The 20,575-nt window shown below is 73.2% G+C and carries 18 protein-coding genes; 2 read left to right on the forward strand and 16 right to left on the reverse strand.

Translation table 11 applies throughout. From position 1 onward, the window contains the following. Positions 1–26: 26 nt before the first annotated feature. Together SCK26_RS01590 and SCK26_RS01595 are read right to left on the reverse strand one after the other, a co-directional pair. The gene (locus SCK26_RS01590; protein WP_318199400.1) at positions 27–449 is read right to left on the reverse strand and encodes a GlcG/HbpS family heme-binding protein; all 423 of its coding nucleotides are present in this window, start codon (positions 447–449) and stop codon (positions 27–29) included. 50 nt (positions 450–499) lie between these two features. Then, positions 500–1,696: an MFS transporter gene (locus SCK26_RS01595; protein ID WP_318199401.1), complete on the reverse strand. Its 1,197-nt coding sequence runs from the start codon at positions 1,694–1,696 to the stop codon at positions 500–502. 215 nt (positions 1,697–1,911) lie between these two features. On the opposite strand from SCK26_RS01595, the gene SCK26_RS01600 reads away from it, so the two are divergent. Then, positions 1,912–2,397: a MarR family winged helix-turn-helix transcriptional regulator gene (locus tag SCK26_RS01600; protein ID WP_318199402.1), complete on the forward strand. Its 486-nt coding sequence runs from the start codon at positions 1,912–1,914 to the stop codon at positions 2,395–2,397. A gap of 480 nt (positions 2,398–2,877) precedes the next feature. On the opposite strand, the gene SCK26_RS01605 is transcribed toward SCK26_RS01600, so the two are convergent. From SCK26_RS01605 to SCK26_RS01670, 14 genes are all read right to left on the reverse strand, one after another. Further along, positions 2,878–3,036 carry a hypothetical protein gene (locus SCK26_RS01605; protein ID WP_318199403.1) on the reverse strand — a complete coding sequence of 53 codons (159 nt, stop codon included), beginning with the start codon at positions 3,034–3,036 and terminating at the stop codon, positions 2,878–2,880. A gap of 44 nt (positions 3,037–3,080) precedes the next feature. Next, the gene (locus tag SCK26_RS01610) at positions 3,081–4,634 is read right to left on the reverse strand and encodes an ABC transporter substrate-binding protein (RefSeq protein ID WP_318199404.1); all 1,554 of its coding nucleotides are present in this window, start codon (positions 4,632–4,634) and stop codon (positions 3,081–3,083) included. Next, positions 4,631–5,947: an ATP-grasp domain-containing protein gene (locus SCK26_RS01615; protein WP_318199405.1), complete on the reverse strand. Its 1,317-nt coding sequence runs from the start codon at positions 5,945–5,947 to the stop codon at positions 4,631–4,633. Before SCK26_RS01615 ends, SCK26_RS01610 begins: the two co-directional genes overlap by 4 nt. Beyond that, complete coding sequence (locus SCK26_RS01620) at positions 5,944–7,122, reverse strand: GNAT family N-acetyltransferase (RefSeq protein WP_318199406.1); 1,179 nt, start codon at positions 7,120–7,122, stop codon at positions 5,944–5,946. Before SCK26_RS01620 ends, SCK26_RS01615 begins: the two co-directional genes overlap by 4 nt. Next, entirely contained in the window at positions 7,119–7,967 is an 849-nt protein-coding gene (locus tag SCK26_RS01625) for a PhzF family phenazine biosynthesis protein (protein WP_318199407.1), read from the reverse strand. The genes SCK26_RS01620 and SCK26_RS01625 overlap by 4 nt, the downstream gene beginning before the upstream one ends. Further along, positions 7,964–9,313: an aspartate aminotransferase family protein gene (locus SCK26_RS01630; RefSeq protein ID WP_318199408.1), complete on the reverse strand. Its 1,350-nt coding sequence runs from the start codon at positions 9,311–9,313 to the stop codon at positions 7,964–7,966. Before SCK26_RS01630 ends, SCK26_RS01625 begins: the two co-directional genes overlap by 4 nt. Next, positions 9,304–10,065: a creatininase family protein gene (locus SCK26_RS01635; RefSeq protein WP_318199409.1), complete on the reverse strand. Its 762-nt coding sequence runs from the start codon at positions 10,063–10,065 to the stop codon at positions 9,304–9,306. The genes SCK26_RS01630 and SCK26_RS01635 overlap by 10 nt, the downstream gene beginning before the upstream one ends. Further along, positions 10,062–10,826: an SDR family NAD(P)-dependent oxidoreductase gene (locus tag SCK26_RS01640; RefSeq protein WP_318199410.1), complete on the reverse strand. Its 765-nt coding sequence runs from the start codon at positions 10,824–10,826 to the stop codon at positions 10,062–10,064. The genes SCK26_RS01635 and SCK26_RS01640 overlap by 4 nt, the downstream gene beginning before the upstream one ends. Beyond that, a complete protein-coding gene (locus tag SCK26_RS01645) occupies positions 10,823–12,208 on the reverse strand; it encodes a hypothetical protein (RefSeq protein WP_318199411.1) in 1,386 nt (461 codons plus the stop codon). The genes SCK26_RS01640 and SCK26_RS01645 overlap by 4 nt, the downstream gene beginning before the upstream one ends. After that, on the reverse strand, positions 12,205–13,404 hold the full coding sequence (locus SCK26_RS01650) for a Coenzyme F420 hydrogenase/dehydrogenase, beta subunit C-terminal domain (RefSeq protein WP_318199412.1): 1,200 nt from the start codon (positions 13,402–13,404) through the stop codon (positions 12,205–12,207). Before SCK26_RS01650 ends, SCK26_RS01645 begins: the two co-directional genes overlap by 4 nt. Before the next feature lie 74 nt (positions 13,405–13,478). Then, positions 13,479–14,075, reverse strand: a complete 597-nt coding sequence (locus SCK26_RS01655; RefSeq protein ID WP_318199413.1) for a DinB family protein — start codon at positions 14,073–14,075, stop codon at positions 13,479–13,481. Between the two features lie 114 nt (positions 14,076–14,189). After that, the gene (locus SCK26_RS01660; RefSeq protein WP_318199414.1) at positions 14,190–15,461 is read right to left on the reverse strand and encodes an MFS transporter; all 1,272 of its coding nucleotides are present in this window, start codon (positions 15,459–15,461) and stop codon (positions 14,190–14,192) included. A 441-nt stretch (positions 15,462–15,902) separates the two neighbouring features. After that, a complete protein-coding gene (locus SCK26_RS01665; protein ID WP_318199415.1) occupies positions 15,903–16,334 on the reverse strand; it encodes a hypothetical protein in 432 nt (143 codons plus the stop codon). Positions 16,335–17,098: 764 nt separating this feature from the next. After that, a complete protein-coding gene (locus tag SCK26_RS01670; protein WP_318199416.1) occupies positions 17,099–17,812 on the reverse strand; it encodes a DUF4232 domain-containing protein in 714 nt (237 codons plus the stop codon). Between the two features lie 354 nt (positions 17,813–18,166). On the opposite strand from SCK26_RS01670, the gene SCK26_RS01675 reads away from it, so the two are divergent. After that, positions 18,167–20,473 carry an ATP-binding protein gene (locus tag SCK26_RS01675; protein WP_318199417.1) on the forward strand — a complete coding sequence of 769 codons (2,307 nt, stop codon included), beginning with the start codon at positions 18,167–18,169 and terminating at the stop codon, positions 20,471–20,473. The last annotated feature ends 102 nt before the right edge of the window (positions 20,474–20,575 follow it).

The following is a 20,575-nucleotide window of genomic DNA, read 5'->3' on the forward strand; positions in this document are numbered from 1 at the left end:
TCTGCGGGGGCTTCGCGGGGTGCGGGTCAGCGGGCGAGTTCCTCCAGCACGGTGGCCGCGAAGGCGTGGTCCTGCTCGGGCGCGCCGCCGCCGACGCCCACCGCTCCGACCAGACGGCCGTCGCGGTGGACGGGGACGCCGCCCGCGATGAACAGCAGCGGCCGGTCCAGTGCGGTGGGCAGGGAGTGGAACGGCCCGTCGGGCTTGACGAGGTCGACCGGGCCGGCGGTCGGCGCGTTCAGCTGAAGGGCGGTGTACGCCTTGCGGGTGCTGGTCTCGCCGGGGATCAGGACCGCGCGGTCGTCGCGGCGGAAGGCGAGCAGGTGCCCGCCCGCGTCCAGGACGGTGACGCTGACCGGGACCCCGGCGGCCTCGGCGGCGGCCCGGGCGGCCGCGATCAACATGTCGGCGTCGGTGGTGGTCAGCGGAGTGACGGCGGTGGCGTTCATGGTGCTTCTCCTCGGGGAGCGATGGCGCTTGTCCTGGGGAGGAGAGGAGGTCAGTGGTGGACGGGGGCAGCCGCGGGGGCGGTGGACGCGCCGTCCCGTGCGGGGGTGCGCCGTTCCAGGGCGGCGGACCAGAAGGCCAGGAGGAGAGCGGCGGCGGCGAGGACGGCGCCGACCCAGTTCGGTGCGGTGTAGCCGAGGCCGGCGGCGATGACCACGCCGCCGAGCCAGGCGGCGAGCGCGTTGCCGAGGTTGAACGCCCCGATGTTCACGGCCGAGGCCAGGGTGGGAGCGCCGTGCGCCTGGTCGAGGACGCGCTTTTGCAGCGGCGGTACGGTGGCGAAGCCGAGCGCCCCGACGAGCAGGATGGCGATCGCGGCGAGGATCTTGTGGTGCGCGAACACGGTGAACAGCGCGAGGACCACGGCGAGGCCGCCGAGAGCGGTGTACAGCATCGGCATCAGCTTGCGGTCGGCGTAGCGGCCCCCGAGCAGATTGCCGAGGAACATGCCGACACCGAAGAGCACCAGCAGCCAGGTGACCGCGCCGTCGGAGTAGCCGGCGACGTGGGTCATCATCGGCGCTATGTAGGTGATCGCGGCGAACACACCGCCGAAGCCGAGCACCGTCATCGCCATCGCGAGCAGCACCTGCGGGTTGCGGAACGCGGTCAGCTCCCCGCGCAGGCGCGCGCCCTCGGGCCGGGGCATGGCGGGCACGAGCCTGACGATGCCGAGCAGGCCGACCACGCCGAGCGCGGCGACGACGGCGAACGTGGTCCGCCATCCCACCGCCTGTCCGATGAACGTGCCCAGCGGCACGCCGACGATGTTCGCGACGGTCAGGCCGGTGAACATCGTGGCGATGGCGCCGGCCTTCTTGTCCGGGGCGACCAGGTCGGCGGCGACCACCGAGCCGATGCCGAAGAAGGCGCCGTGGGCCAGTGAGGCCACGATGCGGCCGGCGAGCATCACGCCGAAGCTCGGCGCCAGCGCGGAGAGCAGGTTGCCGGCGACGAACAGGCCCATCAGCCAGATGAGCATCGTCTTGCGACCGACCCTGGTGCCGAGCACGGTCATGAGCGGGGCGCCGATGACAACGCCGATCGCGTAGCCGGTGACCAGCAGACCGGCGGTCGGGATGGAGACGCCGTAGTCTCCGGCGATCTCGGGCAGCAGACCCATGATCACGAATTCGGTGGTCCCGATTCCGAAGGCCCCGATGGCCAGGGCGAGGAGTGCGAGAGGCATGGCGCCGTCCTTCGTACGATTGCTAGTGCGCCTTACAAGCGTCGACAATACTTGCATACGCGCGCTACATGCAAACGCGGACATCCCTCGCCCGGATAGACCTCGTGGCCGACCACGCCAAAGATACTTGCAAAAGCCTTATGTAAGCTCTAGCTGATATTTCCACACAGGGCGTATCCTGGTGCCGAGTCTCATCCGGAAGGAGACCCGGACCCATGACCGCCACGGATCCCTCGCTGACCGCTCTGGCCAACGGATGGGCAGCCCTCTACCTCCTGTACGGCAGGATCGAGGCGCACATCGAGCGCGCGCTGCAGTCGGCGCACGATCTGAGCGTGCGCGAGTACTCGCTGCTGGACGTGCTCAGCCGCCAGCACGACGGCGAGGGCGGGCACCTGCAGATGAAGCAGGTCGCCGACGCGGTGGTGCTCAGCCAGAGCGCCACGACCCGTCTGGTCACCCGCCTGGAGGACCGCGGCCTGCTCTCCCGCTACCTGTGTCCGACCGACCGCCGCGGCATCTACGCCGATGTCAGCGACGCGGGTCTGAGACTTTTGCGAGAGGCCCGGCCGACCAACGACACGGCCCTCAGAGAGGCGCTCGGCGAAGCCGCCGGGAATCCCAGGCTGGCTCCTCTGGTCACGGCGCTTGAGGCGATGCACCCGACGCACCGGAACGCCGCTCTCCTCCCGGCACGGTAGAAGAAGCCTTGACCTGGAAGGGCGGGCGGGCGCGTCGACGGCCCGCCCGCTCGGCGCGTTCCCGGTGCTGCACGCGGTATGTGTGAGATCTGCCCGGGGCCGGGCGGACCGCCGGAGGCGCGCGCCATCACGAGCGGACGTCTCTCCGCCGGACGCGGTGAGCGCATGGGACTCACGGCATGTCGGTCAGGGCCGCCAGGCGGCCGGCGACGCCGCACTCACGCGTCCGCCCCGTTTCCGCCGCCCGCGCGCAGTCGCCGCTCCGCTGCGGCCCGTTCCTCCGCACGCCGGGCCAAACGTTCGGTCTCGGCGCGCTGCTTAGGTGCAGGTGGGTGGCGGAAGTTCACGGGCGCGGCGGCGCCGGTACGCCGCATTCGGGCGACGTCGGCTCCGTCTCAGAGGTCCATGACGAGTCCCCTCCCCCGCAGCCCGGCCTTCGGGAAACGTGCGCGAACCGCCGCCACCGGCCCCGTCAGGTGGTTACACGCCGTACGCCCAGGGAGCGGAGTCGCCGGGCCAGTCGCTCTCGTGGACGCTGTGAGCGGTCTCGCGTGCTTCGGGCAGCTGGAGGGGTGCGGGCCACATCTCGTAGGTCTCCAGGCTGCCGGGTCCGCTGTCGTGGTCGTCGATGTCGGGCATCGCTGTTCCTTTCGGCCGGGTGCGGTGGTGGTCGTCGTCGGGGGTCAGGGGCGGCGTCGGAACATCCGGAGCACCGGTTCTCCGAACATGTCGACCACGGGCCCGTCGACCTCGAACCCGTCCAGGTTCACGAGGTGGTACTGGACCCCGAACCACAGCGGGATCAGCGGAAGGTCCTGGCAGGCCTTGGCCTCCGCCTCCGCGTACAGGGCCCGGCGCTCCGCGGCGTCGGCGGTGGCGCGGGCCTTTTCGATGAGGGCGTCCACGCCGGCGTCGCGGTAGCGGGTGAAGTTGTCGTCGCTGATGGACGCCGAGTGGAACAGCGGGTAGAGGAAGTTGTCGACGGACGGGTAGTCGATCGCCCAGGTCATGCGGAACATGGTGTCCGCGCGGCCCAGCCACTCCAGGAACTCGGGCCAGGCCATCGGCCGCGGCGTCACGTTCCATCCGAGGTTCTCGTTGAGCTGCCCGACCAGGGTGCTCACCCAGCCGTCGTGGCCGAGACCGGCGTTGTAGGTGAAGTCCGTGGTGACGGGCTCGATGCCGTGCGCGTCGAGCAGGGCGCGCGCGGCGGCGGGGTCGTAACGGATCGCGGTGAGGTCGGCGTCGTCGTCGCCCCGCAGGGCCGGCGGCAGGACGCGCCGCGCGATCGGGCGCGTGCCGCTGAACGCGGAGTCGATGATGGCCTGCCGGTCGACGGCCATGGCCGCCGCGCGCCGCACCACGGGGTTGTCGAACGGAGGCGTGTCGACGGGGAAACCGACGTACTGCATGAGGGCGCAGGGGGTGCGGCGGAAGCGTTCGCCGAGGGGAAGGGCGTCGGGGATCCGGGCCGGCGGCACCTTCACCACGTCGAGTTCGCCTCGGTGCCAGTCCTGGTAGGCGTCCTCCAGTTCCTCGTAGATGCGGAACTCCAGCCGGTCCAGGGTTCCGGCCCCGCCGTCGGGGAAGGCACGGTTGCGCGCGTGGTATTCGTCGAACCGTTCCAGGACGATCCCCTGTCCGGTGACCCACGGCTCGGCGACGCGGTACGGGCCGGTGCTCACCGGGGCCACGCGGAAGGCGTCGGGATCGCCCTCGGCGAGTTCCGCGGGAACCGCGGCCGTCACGCGGTGGCCGAAGACCGCGGGTATCTCGTGGAACGGGTGGACGAGCCGGACCCGCAGCCGCCGCGGCCCGATCGCGGTCACGCCGCTCAGCGTGCGCGCGGCGCCGGACCGCACCTCCTCGTAGCCCTGGACGCAGGCCAGGTGGTAGGCGAGCTTGGAGCCGGTCTCCGGGCGGGCCACGCGGGAGAGCGAGTAGACGTAGTCGGCGGCGGTGACCTCCCGGCCGTGGTGGAAGCGGACACCGGGCCGCAGGTGGAAGTCCACCTGGGTGCCGTCCTCGGTGACCTCCCAGCGTTCGGCCGCCGCCGGCCGCGGTTCGCCCGTCCCCGGGTCGTAGTCCACGAGGGGGTCGGCGAGGAACCTCAGGAGCAGCGCGCCGTCGTGCTCGAAGCCGTTGCACGGGTCGATCGAGGACGGCTCCCCGATGAAGACCCGCACCCGTGTGGAGGTGTCGGGCCCGGGGTCCGGGGCGGTCGTGGTCGGGTTCACTGGCTGTCTCCTCCTGTGCCTTCCCGGCGGAGCTTGAACAGGTCGGGGCCGGCGAGCCGCTCGGCCAGGGTGAAGATCTCCTGCGGGTGGTCGACGGCCGCCACCACCCGCACCAGATTGCTCGCCGTCCCGTCGGCGGAGTCCACCACGCTGTCGCGCGCGACGACGTGGTGGACACTGCGGATGCCGGGCACGTCCCGCAGCGCAGCCGCGTCCGGCGCGACCTCGACCCGGTGCCGGCCGCCCGGGGGCTGCGGCGTCAGGTACGCCGACCAGCGCCGGCAGCGCACGTCGACCTCGGGGCGGTCGCCGACGGACAGCCGGGCCAGGTTGAGCGGCAGGTCGTAGTCCGCGACCAGGAGCAGCTGCTCCGGGACGCTGCCGCCGACCCGGCCGTTCACCTCGATGATCCGGGGGCCGCCGGAGGTGAGCTTCACCTCGGTGTGCGTGGCGCCGAACCGCACTCCCAGCGCCCGGTGCGCGGCCCGTACCTGGGCGACGGCGGCGGCGGTCTCGGCTTCGGGGCGCAGGGCCGGCAGGATGTGCCCGTTCTCCCGGTACGGCAGCGAGAGCGGCAGCTTGTCGGAGACCGCCAGGACGTGCGTCTCGCCGTCCACCACCAGCGCTTCGACGGACAGGTAGTCGCCCAGCCCGCCTTCGGTCCACCGCGGGTCGCCGGTCAGTTCCTCCTCCAGCAGCATCACCGGACGGTGGTGGGCGATCCGGTCGTCGGCGAGCGCGAGCGCGCGCGCGTGCTGCCAGGCGTCCGCCAGCAGGCCGGGGTGTTCCACCCGGAAGGTGGCCGTACTGCCCATGCCGACCGACGGCTTGAGGACCGCGGGGAACGGGCAGGTGGCCGCGGCCCGGCGCACGTCCGCGGCGTCGCGCAGTTCCACGACGCGGGGCGTGGGCAGGCCGCCGTCGCGCAGCCGGGCGCGCTGTATCCGCTTGTCCTGGAGGGCGTCGAGCACGTCCGGCGGGTTGGCGGGCAGGCCGAGGCCGTGGGCGACGCGCTGGGCGAGGTGGACGACGCGCTCGCTGAAGGCGAGGACGCCCGCCGCGTGCGTGCGCGCCGCCACGTCGGACAGCACCTGCCGGACGTCCTCGGGCCGGGTCACGGCGGTGACCGAGCCGCCGGCCTCCGTGGCCGCCGCCAGGGCGGTGGCGCGCCGCTGCCGTGGTCCGTCCGCCTCGACGGCGAGCCAGACCGCGTGCACCTCGAACTCGTCCAGCAGTGACGGCAGGTACAGGGAGGGATGGGGTCCGCCCGGTGCGTCGGCGATCACCAGGGGCGTCTTGGGCGCTGCGGTCACGGGGCCTCTCCTCGGTCCGGGCGGGGTTCGGGTGCCGTGGGCAGTCCGAGCTGGGTGCGCAGGGCCTCCTCACGGGCGGCGAGCCGGGCGGTCGCCGGCTCTTGGAGCGGGGCGGGCCAGCGGACGACTCCGTACAGCGGGACGGGGACGCAGCCGCGGGCGAGCTTGGCGGCGTAGGTGCCCGTACCGAAGGAGTAGCGGGTGATCCCGTGGTCGATGCCCCAGAGGATCGGTTCGTAGTACACGGCGTTGAAGTAGGCGAAGTCGGCGTCCAGGGCGGCGTAGTCGAAGCCGGCCAGGCGCACGTGCAGCCTGTCGCCGTCGACCAGGGCGAGGCTCATGCCGATGGGCCGGCCCTGCCGTTCGCACAGGAAGACGCGCACCCGGTCGTCCACCGTGGCGCGCAGATGCGTGTAGTCGCGCAGGATGGACTCGATCGAGCCGGCGGCGCCGTACCGCCGGCGCAGCGCCAGTTGCAGCCGTGCCGTGTCCTCGTCCAGTCCGCCGGTGCCGTGCAGGACCCGGGTGCGGACGCCTGCCTCTGCGAACTGCTTGCGTTCCCGCCGTATCTTGTTGCGCCTGGAGCTGCGCAGCGTGGCGAGGTAGTGCTCGAAGTCGGGCCAGCCGCCTGCCAGTTCGGTCTGCGCCGCGACGAGGAAGGGTGCTCCGGCGCCTGGGCCGAGTGCGTCCGAGACGTCGGCTGCGGCCTCCTGGCCGAGGTAGAGGAATCCGGTGGCCGCGCAGTTCTCCTCGTTCGCCAGTTCCACCACCGCGCGGGCCAGGGCCCCGCGCTGGGCGGATCGCAGGGGGCCGTCGGCCGCCGGGTCGGTCAGCAGCACGCAGTGCGCTCCGGACACCGCCGCGACGGCGCTGGGGAAGAGCGGCGCCGTGTCCGGGACCTCGTCCGGCGACGGGCCGTCGAGGAGGGCCCGCAGGTTGTACAGGGACATCACCCGGTCGTCGCGCACGATGCGTACGGTGGCCAGTCCAACGACGCGTCCCGGTCCGCTCTCCAGGGTGATGTGTCTCAGCAGCCCGTCCGCGGCCGCCTCGCAGTAGCGCAGCCATCCGGGCGAGTCGTACAGGGTGCCGGTGGCGGCGAGTTCCAGCGCGGCCCGGGGCAGCTCGTCCACGCTGCGGTGGACCCGTGTGGTCAGCAGTGCGGCGGAGGTCATGGGTGCGTCAGCCTTCCGGTGAGCAGGGGCACGACGGTGCCGCCGAGGAGGACGTGTCCGTCGTCCTCGACGCGCAGGCGCAGATGGCCCTGCCGGTCGGGGTCCGGCGGGCCCTGGCGGACCCGGATGTCCCCGCGCGCGCCGTCCAGCGCGGCCAGCGTCCCCACTCCGAGCACCGCACCGCCCGTGGCGCTGTCCTCGGCGCCCGCCAGTGACGTGGTGAAGACCCGCACGCGCCATGCGCCCGGTCCGTCGGGTGCCGACAGGACGAGGCCGTTGGTGCGGGTGCGGGCGCACAGCTCGGTCACGTCCCCGGCGCCGATCTCCGCGGCCTCGACCTGGCCGGCGTCGGCGCAGCGCAGATGGATGCGGCTGCGGGCCTGGCGGAGGATCACCGCCGGTGCCGCGCCTGCCGGCCGGCGGCCCGCGCAGCGCGGCCAGTCGGTCTCCTCCAGCCGGGGCGGGCCGGCCTGTTCGTGCCGGGCCCAGCTGACCGGGCCCTCGCGGTGGACGAGCAGTTGCTCGCCTTTCTCGTGGCGTACCCGCCACGGCACCCGGTCCGGCACGTCCAGTGCCGTGAGGACGGCCAGCGAGGTCTGCAGGCACTGGGCCAGTTCCTCGACCGGAGAGAAGGTGCGCAGGACCACGGAGCCGGGTTCCACGGCGGTCACGAAGGCGGTGTCGGGCACGCCCAGCGCGGCGGCCGTCGCGCCGGGGTCGGCGACCGGTGTCCCGGGCAGCACCACGGCGGTGTGGTTGCCGCCCCTCACCCCGTCGGTGAAGACCCGGCCCCACCAGGCGCCGCCCGGGGCCGGGGTGTCGTGCGCGCTCGCCGGGCCGGTCATCGGCCGCTCCCCGCGGCGTCGCTCTGCGCGGCCAGCGCCGCGCCCAGCACGGAGACCGAATGCGCCAGCTCCTCCTCGGAGATGGTCAGCGGCGGGGTCCACTTGATCACGGCACCGTCCGCGCCGCCGCGCAGGGCCAGCACACCGAGATCACGCATCCGGCGGACCACGCCGCGGGTGAAGGCGGCTCGGTCGCCGTCCGGTGCCTGCGCGACGCGCACACCGGTCATCAGCCCGCGTCCGATGGCTTCCAGCCGCACCCCGGGCACCCGCGTCTCGGCGATCCGGCGCACCAGGAAGTCACCGAGGACCGCGGCGCGTTCGGGCAGCCGCTCGGTCAGCAGGGTGTCGAGCACGGCCGTTCCGGCGGCGCAGGCCACCGGGTTGGCGGCGAAGGTGCTGGTCTGCCGGAGCGGCGGTATGGCGCCCAGCAGTTCCCGCGGCCCGGCGACGAGGGACACCGGCAGTCCGCCGCCCAGGGCCTTGCCCAGGACGACGAGGTCGGGCACCACGTCCTCGTGCCGGAAGCCGAACATCGCGCCGGTGCGGCCGAAGCCGGTGAAGATCTCGTCCAGGATCAGCAGCATGCCCCGCCGCGCGGTGAACTCCCGCAGTTCCGTGAGGAATCCGGGCGCGGCCGCCTGCATGCCGCCGGCGCCCTGGACCGTCTCCACGATCAGGCCGGCGACCGCGTCCGCGCCGAAGTCGGGGTGGTCCAGGATGGCCCGGCCGAAGTCATGGCCGGTGGTGCGCGGGGCGTCGGGCGCAACATGGCCGGCCGCGGTGGGGTACGGCAGGGACAGGCCCGCCACCGGGACCTCGGTGACGTCGGCGCGGAAGCCGGCGTTGGCCGTGACGGTCAGCGCGCCGGCGGTCTTCCCGTGGTAGCCGCCGAGGAAGCCGAGCACTTGGCGTCGCCCGGTCGCCGCCCGCGCCACCTTCAGGGCGGCCTCCACGGCCTCGGTGCCGGTGGCGCACCACAGCAGCACGGGATCGTCCCAGGGCAGCAGTGCGGCGAGCCGGTCGGCGAGGTCGGCGCGGGCGGGACAGCCGTACTGCCAGCCGCCGTGCACGAAGGACGCGAGCTGGTCCCGCATGGCCTCCAGTACCGCCGGGTGCCCGTGGCCGAGGGCGTGCACTCCCGAGCCCGAGGTGAGGTCGAGGTACGCGCGTCCCTCCTCGTCCCAGACGGTGCTGCCCTGCGCGCGGGTGAGCACCAGACCGATGTCGCCCCGGATGGTGTGCGCCATGGACGGGCTCTCGCGGCGCAGCAGCGTGTCCATGGCCGTCGTGCCCGGCCGTGGCGGGTGCGGACCCGGTACCGGTGTCTCGGTGGTCACAGCCATCCCCGCTCCTTCACCAGCGCGTCCACGCGGTCGACGAGTGCCTCGGTGATGGCCTTGCCCTTCTCGGCGGTGGCGGCGCGCGGGTCTCCGAGCACTCCGGACGGCACGTCGGCGGGTGAGAACCGCACCACGTGGTGGGCGCGCTTGCTGACGTGCAGGTCGTCCCGTGTCAGGTCGCCGCTCGGCTGGGTGCCCACGGCGACGCGGTCGGTGCGCACGCGCTCCGGGTACCAGTGCAGGAACACGGAGGTCAGGCCCTCACCGCCGTGCGACTCGCTGGTGGAGTCCGACACGTCGCGGATGACGTCGCTGACCAGCTGGGCCCACTCGACCACGACCACGTCGGTGCCGTGGTGTTCCACCAGGGAGCGGGCGGCGAGCAGCAGGGGCTCGTGGTTCTCGTCGTGGCCGTTGAGGACCAGCAGCCGGTTGCTGTACGGCACCACGGTCCGGGCCATGGCCGCCACCTGGTCGGTCAGCACCGAGGCGGGTACGCGCTGGCTGCCGGGCCAGTCCTGGAAGGCGTGCAGCACGCCGGTGCGCACGCTGCCGAGGATCACCGCGCCGTGCCGGGCGGACGCGAGGCGGGCCAGCCGTTCCACGACGAGGGTGTCGGCGCCGAGCGGCAGGTGCGGTCCGTGCTGCTCGGTGCTGCCGGTGACCAGGAGCCAGTACGGGACAGCGGGTGCCCGGTCGGCGAACTCCGTCCATGTCAGGTCTTCCAGCAGGATGGGTGCTGATGAAGCGGTCACGACAGCCGTCCTCCGTCGATGATCAGGGTCTGCCCGGTGATGTAGGTGTTGCCGGACGAGAGCAGGAACGCGATCGCGTCGGCCACCTCTGCGGCGTCGGCGAGTCTGCCCAGCGGGATCTCCGTCCGGTATCGGGCGACCGCGTCCGGCGCGTCCGGCCACCCGGGGTTGTCGATCTTGCCGGGGGCCACGGTGTTGACCAGAACGCCGCGGTGGGCATATCGCACGGCGAAGGTCCGGACCAGGGCGGCGACACCCGCCTTGGCGGCCGCGTACGCGGAGGTGGCCGTGGTCCTGCCCGTGTGCGCCGCGGCGGAGCCCACCGCCACCACGTGGCCGCGGCCGCGGTCCGCCATCGCCGGGACCAGGGTGCGCAGCAGCAGGAAGCAACTGGTGAGGTTCGCGTCGAGGGTCTGCCGGAAGAGGCCGGCCGGCATCTCCGCCTCCTCGATCGCCGCGCCGTCCCCGGCCTTGGGCGACCATCCCTGGCACATGACGAGGTGCGCCGGGGCGCCGCGCTCGGTCAGCAGGCGGTCGAGGACCTTCTCCAGCGCCGTCTCGTCGGCGAGGTCGACGAGTACGGGTACGGCGCCGGGGTGGCGGGGCGGCTCGCGGTCGAGGACCACCACCGTGCGGCCTTCCGCCAGCAGCCGGTCCGTCAGCGCGGAGCCGAGGAATCCGGCACCGCCGCTGACGACCGTGTAGCCCCCGTCGCCGGCCGCGTCGGCGCCGGCCGGGTGTCTCGGGTGTTCGATGGTCACAGCACATCCACGGGTGCGTAGCGGGTGAGATCGTCGAGGGCACCGGGGTGCGAGGTGGCCGCGGCGGACACGCCGTGCAGTTCGGTGGCACCGCCGGCGAGCAGCGTCAGCACGAAGGCGGCGAAGACCACCCTGTGGTCCGGCGGAAGGTCGATCCGGCGTGGTGCCGTGAGCGGGCGGGGCTCGATGACCAGGCCGTCGGCGGTGGGCCGGACGCCGGCCCCGAAGGCACTCAGCAGTTCGGCGGTGGTGGCGATCCGGTCGGTGTCCTTGCCCCGCAGTTCGCTCGCGTCGCGGATGACCGTGGGGCCGGTGGCGGCGGTGGCCAGCGCCGCGACGGCGGGCAGCTCGTCGATGGCGCTCTGCACCAGCCGGGGGCCGGCGACCTCGGTTCCGGTGAGCCTGCCCGGGAGGCTGACCCGGATGTCGGCCACCGGCTCCGGGCCCGGCTCGTCCGACGGCACCTCCACGACCTCGGCCCCCATGGACCGCAGGATGTGGAAGAACCCCGTGCGCCGCGGGTTCACGCCCACCCGGCGCAGGGTCAGCTCCCGGCGGGCCCGGGGCGAGGCGAGGTGCAGCGCGGCGAGCAGCGCGGCACCCGAGGGGTCGCCGGGCACCTCCAGGTCGAAGGGACGCGGCCGGCCCGGTGTCACCACCAGTTCGGTGCCGGTCTCCGTGACCGCCACTCCGGTCCAGCGCAGCAGGCGCTCGGTGTGGTCCCTGGCCGCGGTGCGCCGGGTGATGCGCACCGGCGCGGTGGCCTGGGAGCCGGCGAACAGCAGCGCCGAGACGGGCTGGGCGGAGTCCACCGCGACGTCGACCGTGCCGCCGCGCAGCCGCCGGCCGCGCACCCGGACCGGCAGCCGTCCCGGCTCTCCCAGCTCGGTGAGATCGGCGCCCAGGTTCCGCAGCGGGCCGAGGACCTCGGCCATCGGGCGGGCGCGCAGCAGGGCGTTTCCCGTGACGGTGCAGTCCGCCGCGCTCGCCGCCAGGACCGCCAGCAGCAGGCGTGAGGTCGTCGCGCTGTTTCCCGCGTCGAGCAGCGGACCGCGGCGGTCCAGACCGAGCGGGCCGCGGCCGTCGATCTCCACGGTGGCGTCCGCGACCGCCCGGACCGGTACGCCGAGCGCGGTCAGCGCTCGCAGATTGGCGCGCACGTCCCGGCAGTCGGCGAGGCCCCGGATCCGGCTGGTGCCGTCCGCCAGGGCGGCCAGCATCGTCGCGCGCTGGCTGATCGCCTTGTCGGGGTGCGGCACGAGGCCGGCCGGCGGCAGCGGGCCGTCGGGATGGGGCGCGTGCACCGCGATGCGGTCCGGGAGCCGCCGCTCGGGCCCGAACAGGGCGGTGTGCAGGGCCTCTTCGGTGGCCGTCGGGGTCATCGGGGCCTGCTCATCGACTCGATCAGCTCGTCGTCGTCCAGCGGCCGTTCCAGCTTCTCGCCGGCGACCGGCGGTTCGGGGACCCGGCCGGGGGCCTGCGCGGCGTAGCTGGCGTACCGGTGGCGCTTGCGCTGGAGCCCGAGGCTCTCCTCGGGGACGAACGTCTCCTCGGTGACCCTCAGGTCCCCGTGCGCCACGGCCGCGTCGACCAGTTCCTGGCCGCGCTCGGTACGGGTGATGAGCAGGGAGGCCTTCTCCGTCCGTTCGGTCTCGCGGCTGGTGCGGAAGATGTTGGGGTCGCCGTCGGCGATGGACACGTCGGCCAGCCCGCTCCACCAGTCCGGGCAGGCCAGGCAGCGGTATGTCTTGAACTTCTTGAACTCCAGGACCAGTTCGTGGAAGGGCAGCGAGTGACGGTCGCCCTCGCGGTCCCAGACCGTGAACTCGCCGGGGTACTGGCCGGCCCGGTACTTCATGCCCGTGACGTCCACGAGCGGGAGACCCAGCCGGTTCTCGATCAGATGCTCCGTGCCTTCGCGCCGGGTGTTGGAGGCACAGCCGATCTCCACCGTGAAGGCGATGCGGTCGGCGACCGCCGGCCGCTCGGGCAGGTTGCGCATGCGGTTGACGGCCTCGATCTGGCAGGCCAGGCCGACGACGCCGATCCGCTCGTACGGGGCGTCGCGCAGGAGTTGCAGATTGGGCGTGATGCAGTACGTGGCCTGGGCGCAGGAGACGATCTCGTCCACGGTGGTCGCGAGCCTGGGCACCGGCACCCAGGGGCGCTCGGTGTCCCGGCCGATCACCAGGGCGGCCTCGATGTCACCGCGCTTCAGGGCGGAGACGAGCAGCGCGGTGGCGGCTCCGCCCGCCGAGGCCGCGTCCTTGACCCGGGGCTCGGCCGCCTGGGCGGAGTAGGTGTTGCGCACGATCCCGGTCCAGCGCTCCTCCACCGTGCGCGTCCGGCCGAAGAGCCGCCGCTCGGACTCGGGGACGGCGGTCTCGCGTCCGGGGCACACGTCGGTGCACAGCGTGCAGGACCCGCAGGCGTCCGCGGCGGCTCCCGCGGTGAGTTCGGGAACGGGCCGGTCGGCGGAAATGGTCAGCACGTCCTCCGGGCACACCGCGGCGCAGGCGCCACAACTGGCACACAGGTCGGCGGCGAGGACGGTGTCGCGCAGCTCAGCGAAGGTCATGTGGGGAACCCATCGGTATCGTGCCCCGCGCGGACGCGGGGCGAGGGAGAAGGACCCGTGTGGGGGCCGGGTCGTCAGTCACCCGCCGCGAGGGCGTCACGCAGCTGGTCGAGGTGGTCGCGGTCGTGACCGGCCAGCACGGCCAGCAGGACGCGCAGGGATTCGGCGCCGCGGTAGGAGAGGACGCCCTTGCGGTCGAGGTCCTCGGAGCTGAGCGAGCGCGCCAGCGCGACGGTGTTCCGGCGCGACACCTCGAAGCGCTCCAGCGCGTCCTCCACCGGCTCCACCGCGAAGAACCTGGTCCACGGGTCCGAGTCGTATCCGAAGATCTCGGGAGTGTCCTCGGTGAGGACGGACCTGATGCGTACGGCGTTGACGGCCTCGTTGTCCGCCAGGTGGTGGACGATGTGCACGGCGTTCCACTCGCCGTCCCCGGGAGCGACCGTCAAGCGGGGCGCGGGGACGGACTCGACCATTTTCCTGACGGCGTCGGGAGTCGCCTGGAGAAGGTCCATGACACTTTCACCGGCGGTCAGCAGCTCATAGGCGCGGCGCTGCCCGGGGGTACACGCTCCCCGGGATATCTCGCCTTCCGCCCAGGAACGGATCTCTTGGTCGTGCGGGTTTTCGAAAAGCTGGTCGAGGGCTTTCGCCCAGTCGATGTCACTCATGAGGAAAGGCTCCGGTATGAGGAGTGAAAAGGGCATGGAAAGGAGGCAGGGGAAAGGGAGACAAAGAAGATCGGTCAGCCCCGGCGGATATACGGGATCACTTCGCGGAAATACTCAGGCGGGTACGATCTCGCCACGAGTGTCTCCGTCACGCCTCAGCTCGACCCGGTCGCCGAAAAGACGTCGCCGCAAGAAGAGGAAGGCGATGACGAAGAGACCTAGATAGCCGGTTGCTATGACCGCGTACAGCGAGGCGGTGAACGGAATCCCGCGGTCGCTCGCGAACTCACCGGAAAGCGGCAGCAGAGCGACGGCGGTGACGGAGATGACGCATTCCTGGGTGATGAACAGCCGGCCGAGGATCTCCTCGTCGCTGCGCATCTGCAAAATGGTGTCCAAAGTGGTGGCACCGAGCGTGGTCGCGACCCCCAGCAGCCAGAAGGCCAGGCCCGCCAGGACCAGGCTGGAGCCGGAGGCGAGCAGCAGCAGCGCCACCGCGGACAGCCCGCAGGCCACGCCGACCAGGTAGGTACGGGTCGCCAGCCGGCGGGCCAGCGCGATGGAGCACAGCGCGCCGACGGCGGTGCCGCCGTCCAGCACCGCGATCCCGTACGAGCCTCCGTGCACCCAGTGGTTGACGGGGGCAACCAGCACCGCGGCCAAAGCGGTGACGGTCGCGGGCATACCGCTGAGAATCAGGTGCACACAGAGCCCGGGAACGGAGCGCAGCGCCGTGCCGAGCTGTCGCCAGCTCTCGGAGAGGCTGGTGGGACGCACGGAGGCGGCATCGGACCCTTCCTTCCCGGGCCCGCCGCCCGGCAGCCCGCCGAGCGCGGCGAAGCCCAGTGTGCCGACGAAGAAGAACACGGTGAGCACGCACAGGACGACACCGCTGGAGCAGAACGCGGCGAGCAGGGCGACGATGCCGAGACCGGTGAGTTTGGCCGCCGGCAGGAACGCCGAGCGCAGGGCGTTGATCCGCTTCAGCTCCGTGGGAGGCGACACCTGCCGGGCCAGCACGAAGCTGGCGGAACGATACTGCGGCCGGATGAAGGCCGAGATGACGAAGGCGATCATCAGCGGCAACTGGGCACCGGTCAGCAACAGGAGTATTCCGCCGAAGAAGACCGAGACACAGCGTACCGAATTCGTGATCAGCGCGACGCCGAGTGTGCTGTACCGATCGAGAACGCTGCCGCCCACGAGTTGGCCGAGGAATCCCACGGCGTATTCGAGAGCGACCAGGAGGCCGAACGTCGTGGCGCTCCCCGTCTTCTCGTAGAAGGCGAGTCCGACGGCCAGGGTGAAACCTCCCACGCCGATGTTGGTCAGCGTGAACCCGGCCAGATAGACAGGAATGGCGCGATCGGCTCCGAGGTTTCTCATGATGCGCACGTAGCGTCTCGTACGTGCGTGAGCGATGCCGACAAGACATGCCTCCCGAGTGCGACCGGTTCCTTCCGGACCGGCCGCGCAAACGCACAGCCGGTGGTCGGGTAACACCCTGCCCACTCCCCCGATGGTGATCAACCACCGGTCTCATCCCCCGAGATGCACGACCGTTATTTTACCTGTCCATTAAGTGGCATTGGAATATTCCTGAGGATCAGGTCCGTGGAAGACCCACGTGGAAGACCCCGCCGCGGCCTGGCGGGGATGGCGGGAGATTGCCGTCCGGACCCGGGTCCACTCGCCGGGTGCGGGCGCACCGTACGGCCGTCGGGTCCGCCTCGGCGGCCTTGCCGACGGCGATCGCGCCCGTCACCGCACGGGGAATCGCCGGGCATCGGGCCGTAGGCCGGGCGCTGGGCGCTCTGCGCCGGTCGATCAGGCGGAAGGCGTCGCCGCGGGTGCCGTCGTGCCGGTGCCGAAGCGGATGCCCAGGACCCGCCGCGTCAGGGCGCGTGCGACGGCGTCGCCCTTCCAGGCGCCGGCCACCGGGTTGTGGCTGACCGCGGCTCCGGTGTCGGCCGGCACGGGCATCTCGTCGTCGGCGACAGCACGCAGCGCAGCCCGGTCCTCCTCGGCGGCCTCGGCGATGACGCCCACGTCGACGGGTGCGCAAGTACCTGCGTCGGTGACGGTGGTGAACCCGTCGTGCGACGCCTCCAGGGCCGCGAGCTTCGCCGAGAGGCGGGCGGTGCCGGCGGCGGTGCGGCTGCCGGCGGCCTGGGCCGGCTGGGCGCTGCGGCGGGAACCTCCGGTGCCGGACCCGCGGTTGTTCACCGTGCCGGTGGTGCGGGCGGGGGCGGTCGGCATGGCGCCGGCGTCCGTCGGGATGTCCGGCCTGTTCCACGTCAACGTGCGGTGTTCGCGGTACGCCAAGGGCTGCTCGCCGCGTGGCTGCCGCCGGTGGCGGGTGCGCTGCTGCCCGCTCCGCGCTGCGCGGTGGCCCTGGAGCGGCGTAAAAAGCCCCCCGGTGACGCTCGGGTCCGAGCCGGTGGTGCCGGCGGCCGGTCCGGGCACGGTCTCGCTGGTCGGCCCGGACACCCGTATCCGCCGTACGCGCTCGGAGCGGCGCCACCGCGGCCGGGTGCGGGCCGGCGACGCCGCTGCCGCCGCACGGCACGAGGTGCGCGCCGCCCGGGCGCCGGGCCGGGGCGGGTCGGGGTTGCGGAGGCTGGCGCGGGAGCCGGGCGGCGCGCCGGGCGTGGCGGTCAGCGGCAGCGTGGTGACCGGGTGTTCACCGCGGGCCTCCCGGTGCCGCTGCGCGGGCCCGGCGCGCCGACGGCCGTTCCCGCCGCCGAACGGCGCCCGGTCGCCCAGAGCTTGACCTCGCCCGGCCTGCGCACGCCGTCGTCACGGACTTCATCACGTCCCTCGACACCGTGATGCGGATGCCGGCCGTACTGGTGGTGGCGGTCGGCGCATCGGGGGCCGCCCGCGCCGCGAGCCCGGGGGCGCGGGCGGCCAGGGCGAGTGACGGCCGACGGGCGGGCGTCTGCGCAGCGCGCTCGGCGGTGCGCTCGACGTCGGGTGCGGCCTGTACTCCACGACTCCCGTGACCGTGAGCGCCCAGAACTTTAGAAGTCGTCCGCGCCGTTGCGCAGTTCCGGGGTCCAGTAGCCGGTGAGGGCCTTGGCCGGGTCGACGGCGATGCCGTCGCTGCCGGGCGCGGTGACGGCGATGACCGTGGAGTCGCCCTCCAGCGTGACGGAGAACGCCGACACCGGTTCGTTGTCCTCGTCGACGCCGCCGTCCGACAGCTTCACCAGGGCGTAGGCCGGGGCTCCCGCCGCCAGCACGACCGGTGTGGCCGGCTTGCTCTTGGCGACGGCCGGGACGTCCTGCTTGTGGCTCTCCAGGAACTGGATGTGCGGGAAGCCCGTCAGCCGGCAGAAGTGGCGGGAGGTGTTCTTCGCCGTGAGGACGATGTGGGTGTAGGGCGGACCGTCCTGCGTGGCGGCGGTGATGGTGACGTCCCCCGCGGTGCAGACCGGAGCGGAGGCGGAGGCCTGCTCGCCCGTGGAGCCGCTGGTGCCGGCGGAACCGGTGGAGCCCGTGGAGCCCTTCGCCCCCGTCGAGCGCGCCGAGCCGGTCGATCCCGTCCCCTCGGACGCGCTGGTGTCCTTGTCGCTTGCCGGCTGAGCGGACGCCGTGGACGACGCCACGGTGGCCGCGGGAGCAGCCGAGGACTTCGACGTGCTGTCCCCGTCACTCTGGCAGGCGGTGAGAGACAGGGTGAGAGCCGTACCCGCGACGGCGAGCAGCACGGAGCGGTGGCGCGGAGTGTTCATGGAGAGTCCCCCCGGAGAGTGCGGGCCGCGGCGCGGTGCCGTCGGCCGAGGTCGTCGTACTGGTGTTGCGGTACTGGTCTTGCGGTACCGGTGTTGCGCGGTTCTCAGTCGACGTCGGGCGGTCCGGACCTGTCCCCGGCCCGCACGGGCTCCGGCTCCCGGCGGGTCCGTCCGCTCCGGGATTTCATTACCTAAGCCGCGTCCGCCCCGGAAGGCCGACCGTTCCGCGTCGGCCTTCAGTCGACCATTTCCGGTCCGCCGCGCCCAGGCGGTTCTCCCGGCAGAAGTACCGTCGGCCATACTTCTGCCGGGAGGCTCTCATCCGGACGAGCCGGACGATCGGGGACATCGACGGTGCGCGACGGCACGCCAGCCACAGGCGATTTCGGGCAGCGGTTGCGCCGGCTGCGGACCCGTGCCGGACTGAGCCAGGAAGCCCTCGCGCACGGCGCCCAGGTGAGTGTCAGGGCGCTGGCGGACATGGAACGCGGACGTACCCGGGGGCCGCAGCGCCGCACGGTGCGGGCGCTGGCCGAGGCGCTGGGACTGGACGACGACGAGGCGGCGAGCCTGGAGGAGTCCGCCGCCCTCGGCCGTCCGCGCCCCCGGCCGGCCACCGGCCCGGCCGGTCCCGGCATCCTGGCCCTGCCGCGCGACATCGAGGACTTCACCGCGCGCGGGCCGGCCCTCGCCCGTCTGCTGGACCTGGCGCGGGACGCCGCCGCGGGCCGGCCGGTGGTCAGCGTGGTCTCCGGGCAGCCCGGTCTGGGCAAGACCGCGTTCGCGGTGCACGCCGCGCACGTCCTCGCCCCGCACTTCCCCGACGGGCAGTTCGCCCTGGACCTGCACGGCATGGATCCCGAGCCGACCACGCCCCGCGACGCGCTGGCCCGGCTGCTGGGCGCGATGGGGGTGGCCGACGCGGCGCTGCCCGCGGGCACCGACGACCGCGCCGGCCTGTGGCGGTCCCTGGCCGGCGAACGGCGCATGCTCCTGCTGCTGGACAACGCCGCAGACGAATCCCAGGTCGTCCCCCTGCTGCCCGGCACCGGCCCGTCCCTGACCCTCGTCACCAGCCGCCACACCCTGGCGGGCCTGGAGTCCGTGCACCGCACCGATCTGGCGCTGCTGCGGCGCGAGGAAGCGGTCGAACTCCTGACCCGCATCGTCGGCGCGGACCGGGTACGGGCTCAGGCACAGGCCGCACGCGACCTCGCCGACCTGTGCGGACACCTCCCGCTGGCCGTCCGGATCGCCGGCCAGCGGCTCCTCAGCCGTCCGCACGAACGCCTCGGCAAGCTCGTGGCCCGCCTCGCCGCCGAGAGCCGGCGGCTGGACGGGCTCCAGGCCGGAAGCCTGCGGGTGCGCGCCGCCTTCGCGCTCTCGTACCGTCAGCTTCCGGCCGAGTCGAAGACCTTGCTGCGCCGCGCCGCGCTGGCCGCCGGCTCGGACTTCAGCCCGGAGACCGGCGCGCTCCTGGCCGGTCTGTCCTACGACGAGGCGGTCGCCCGCGCCGAGGAACTGACGGACGCCGGTCTGCTGCAGAGCGATCCCGCCGCCGAGCGGTACCGCTTCCACGACCTGCTCAAGCTCTACGCGGCCGAACAGGCCGAGCGCGAGGACGGCCCCGAGGTCCGTGACGCCGCCCTGGACCGGACCGAGCACTGGATGCTGCGCCGGGCCACCGCCGCCGCGCTGCACTTCGACGTCGGCCACGAACGGACCACGGCGCTGGGCGACCCGGACCCGGACACGGCGCCCACCGGCCGGGACGAGGCACGGGCCTGGCTGGAGGCCGAGCGGGCCCAGTGGCTCGCCGCGCTGCGCCGGGCCCATGACGCCGGCCGGCACCGGCAGGTGCTGGACACGGCGGAGGCGATGCACTGGTTCTCCGACCTCAACCAGCACTGGGAGCAGTGGGTGGAGGTGTTCCGGCGCTCCGCCGACGCCGCCCGCTCCCTGGGCAGCAGACGCGAGGAGGCGACGCACCTCAACTACCTCGCCTGGGCGTACAACCTCTGCGTCCACGACCCCCGCGCCGCCCTGACGAGCGCCGACGCCGCGCTCACGGCGGCCCGCGACTGCGGGGACGGGCTGCAAGAGGGCTGGGCGCTCGGCTACGGCGCGGGCGCGCTCAGCCGGCTGGGCCGCACGGAAGAGGCCCAGGAGCGCCTGCGCGCCGCGGCCCGCTGCCTCGCCGTGCAGGAGTCACCGCAGGGCCGGCTGGCCGAGCTGACGGTCCTCAACAGCCTGGGGACCCTGCTGCGCCAGACCGGCCGGGCGGCCGAGGCCCTGGACATCCACCGCCGCAGCGAGCGGATCTGCCACGCGGGGATTCCGGGCCGGACGCAGGAGGTGATCGCGTTGTACCACGCGGTCGCCCGGCAGCAGATCGGCAACGATCTCGCGGCCCTGGAGCGCTGGCAGGAGGCCGAAGCGCCGCTCCGGCAGGCCCTCGCCGCCTTCGAAGCCGCGCAGATGCCGGCGTGGGCCGGACAGGCCCGGCTGGACCTGGGCCAGGCGCTCGGTGCCGTGGGACATCCTGAAGCCAGGGAGACGTTGTGCGCCGCCCGCGACGCCCTGGCGGCGTTGAGAAGCCCGCGCCGGGTCGAGGCCGACGCCGCGCTCACCGCGCTCGACCGGGCCACCGCCGATTCGTGAGGTCACGTCGCGCCGCCGGCTCGGTGGCCGGGGACGCGAGGCCGGCTCACCGTCCGTCGACGAGGATGCCGGCCGGTCCGGCGAAAGGCTGTCGCAGAGCGG

The sequence above is a fragment of the Streptomyces sp. SCL15-4 genome (assembly GCF_033366695.1).
Lineage (GTDB): Bacteria > Actinomycetota > Actinomycetes > Streptomycetales > Streptomycetaceae > Streptomyces.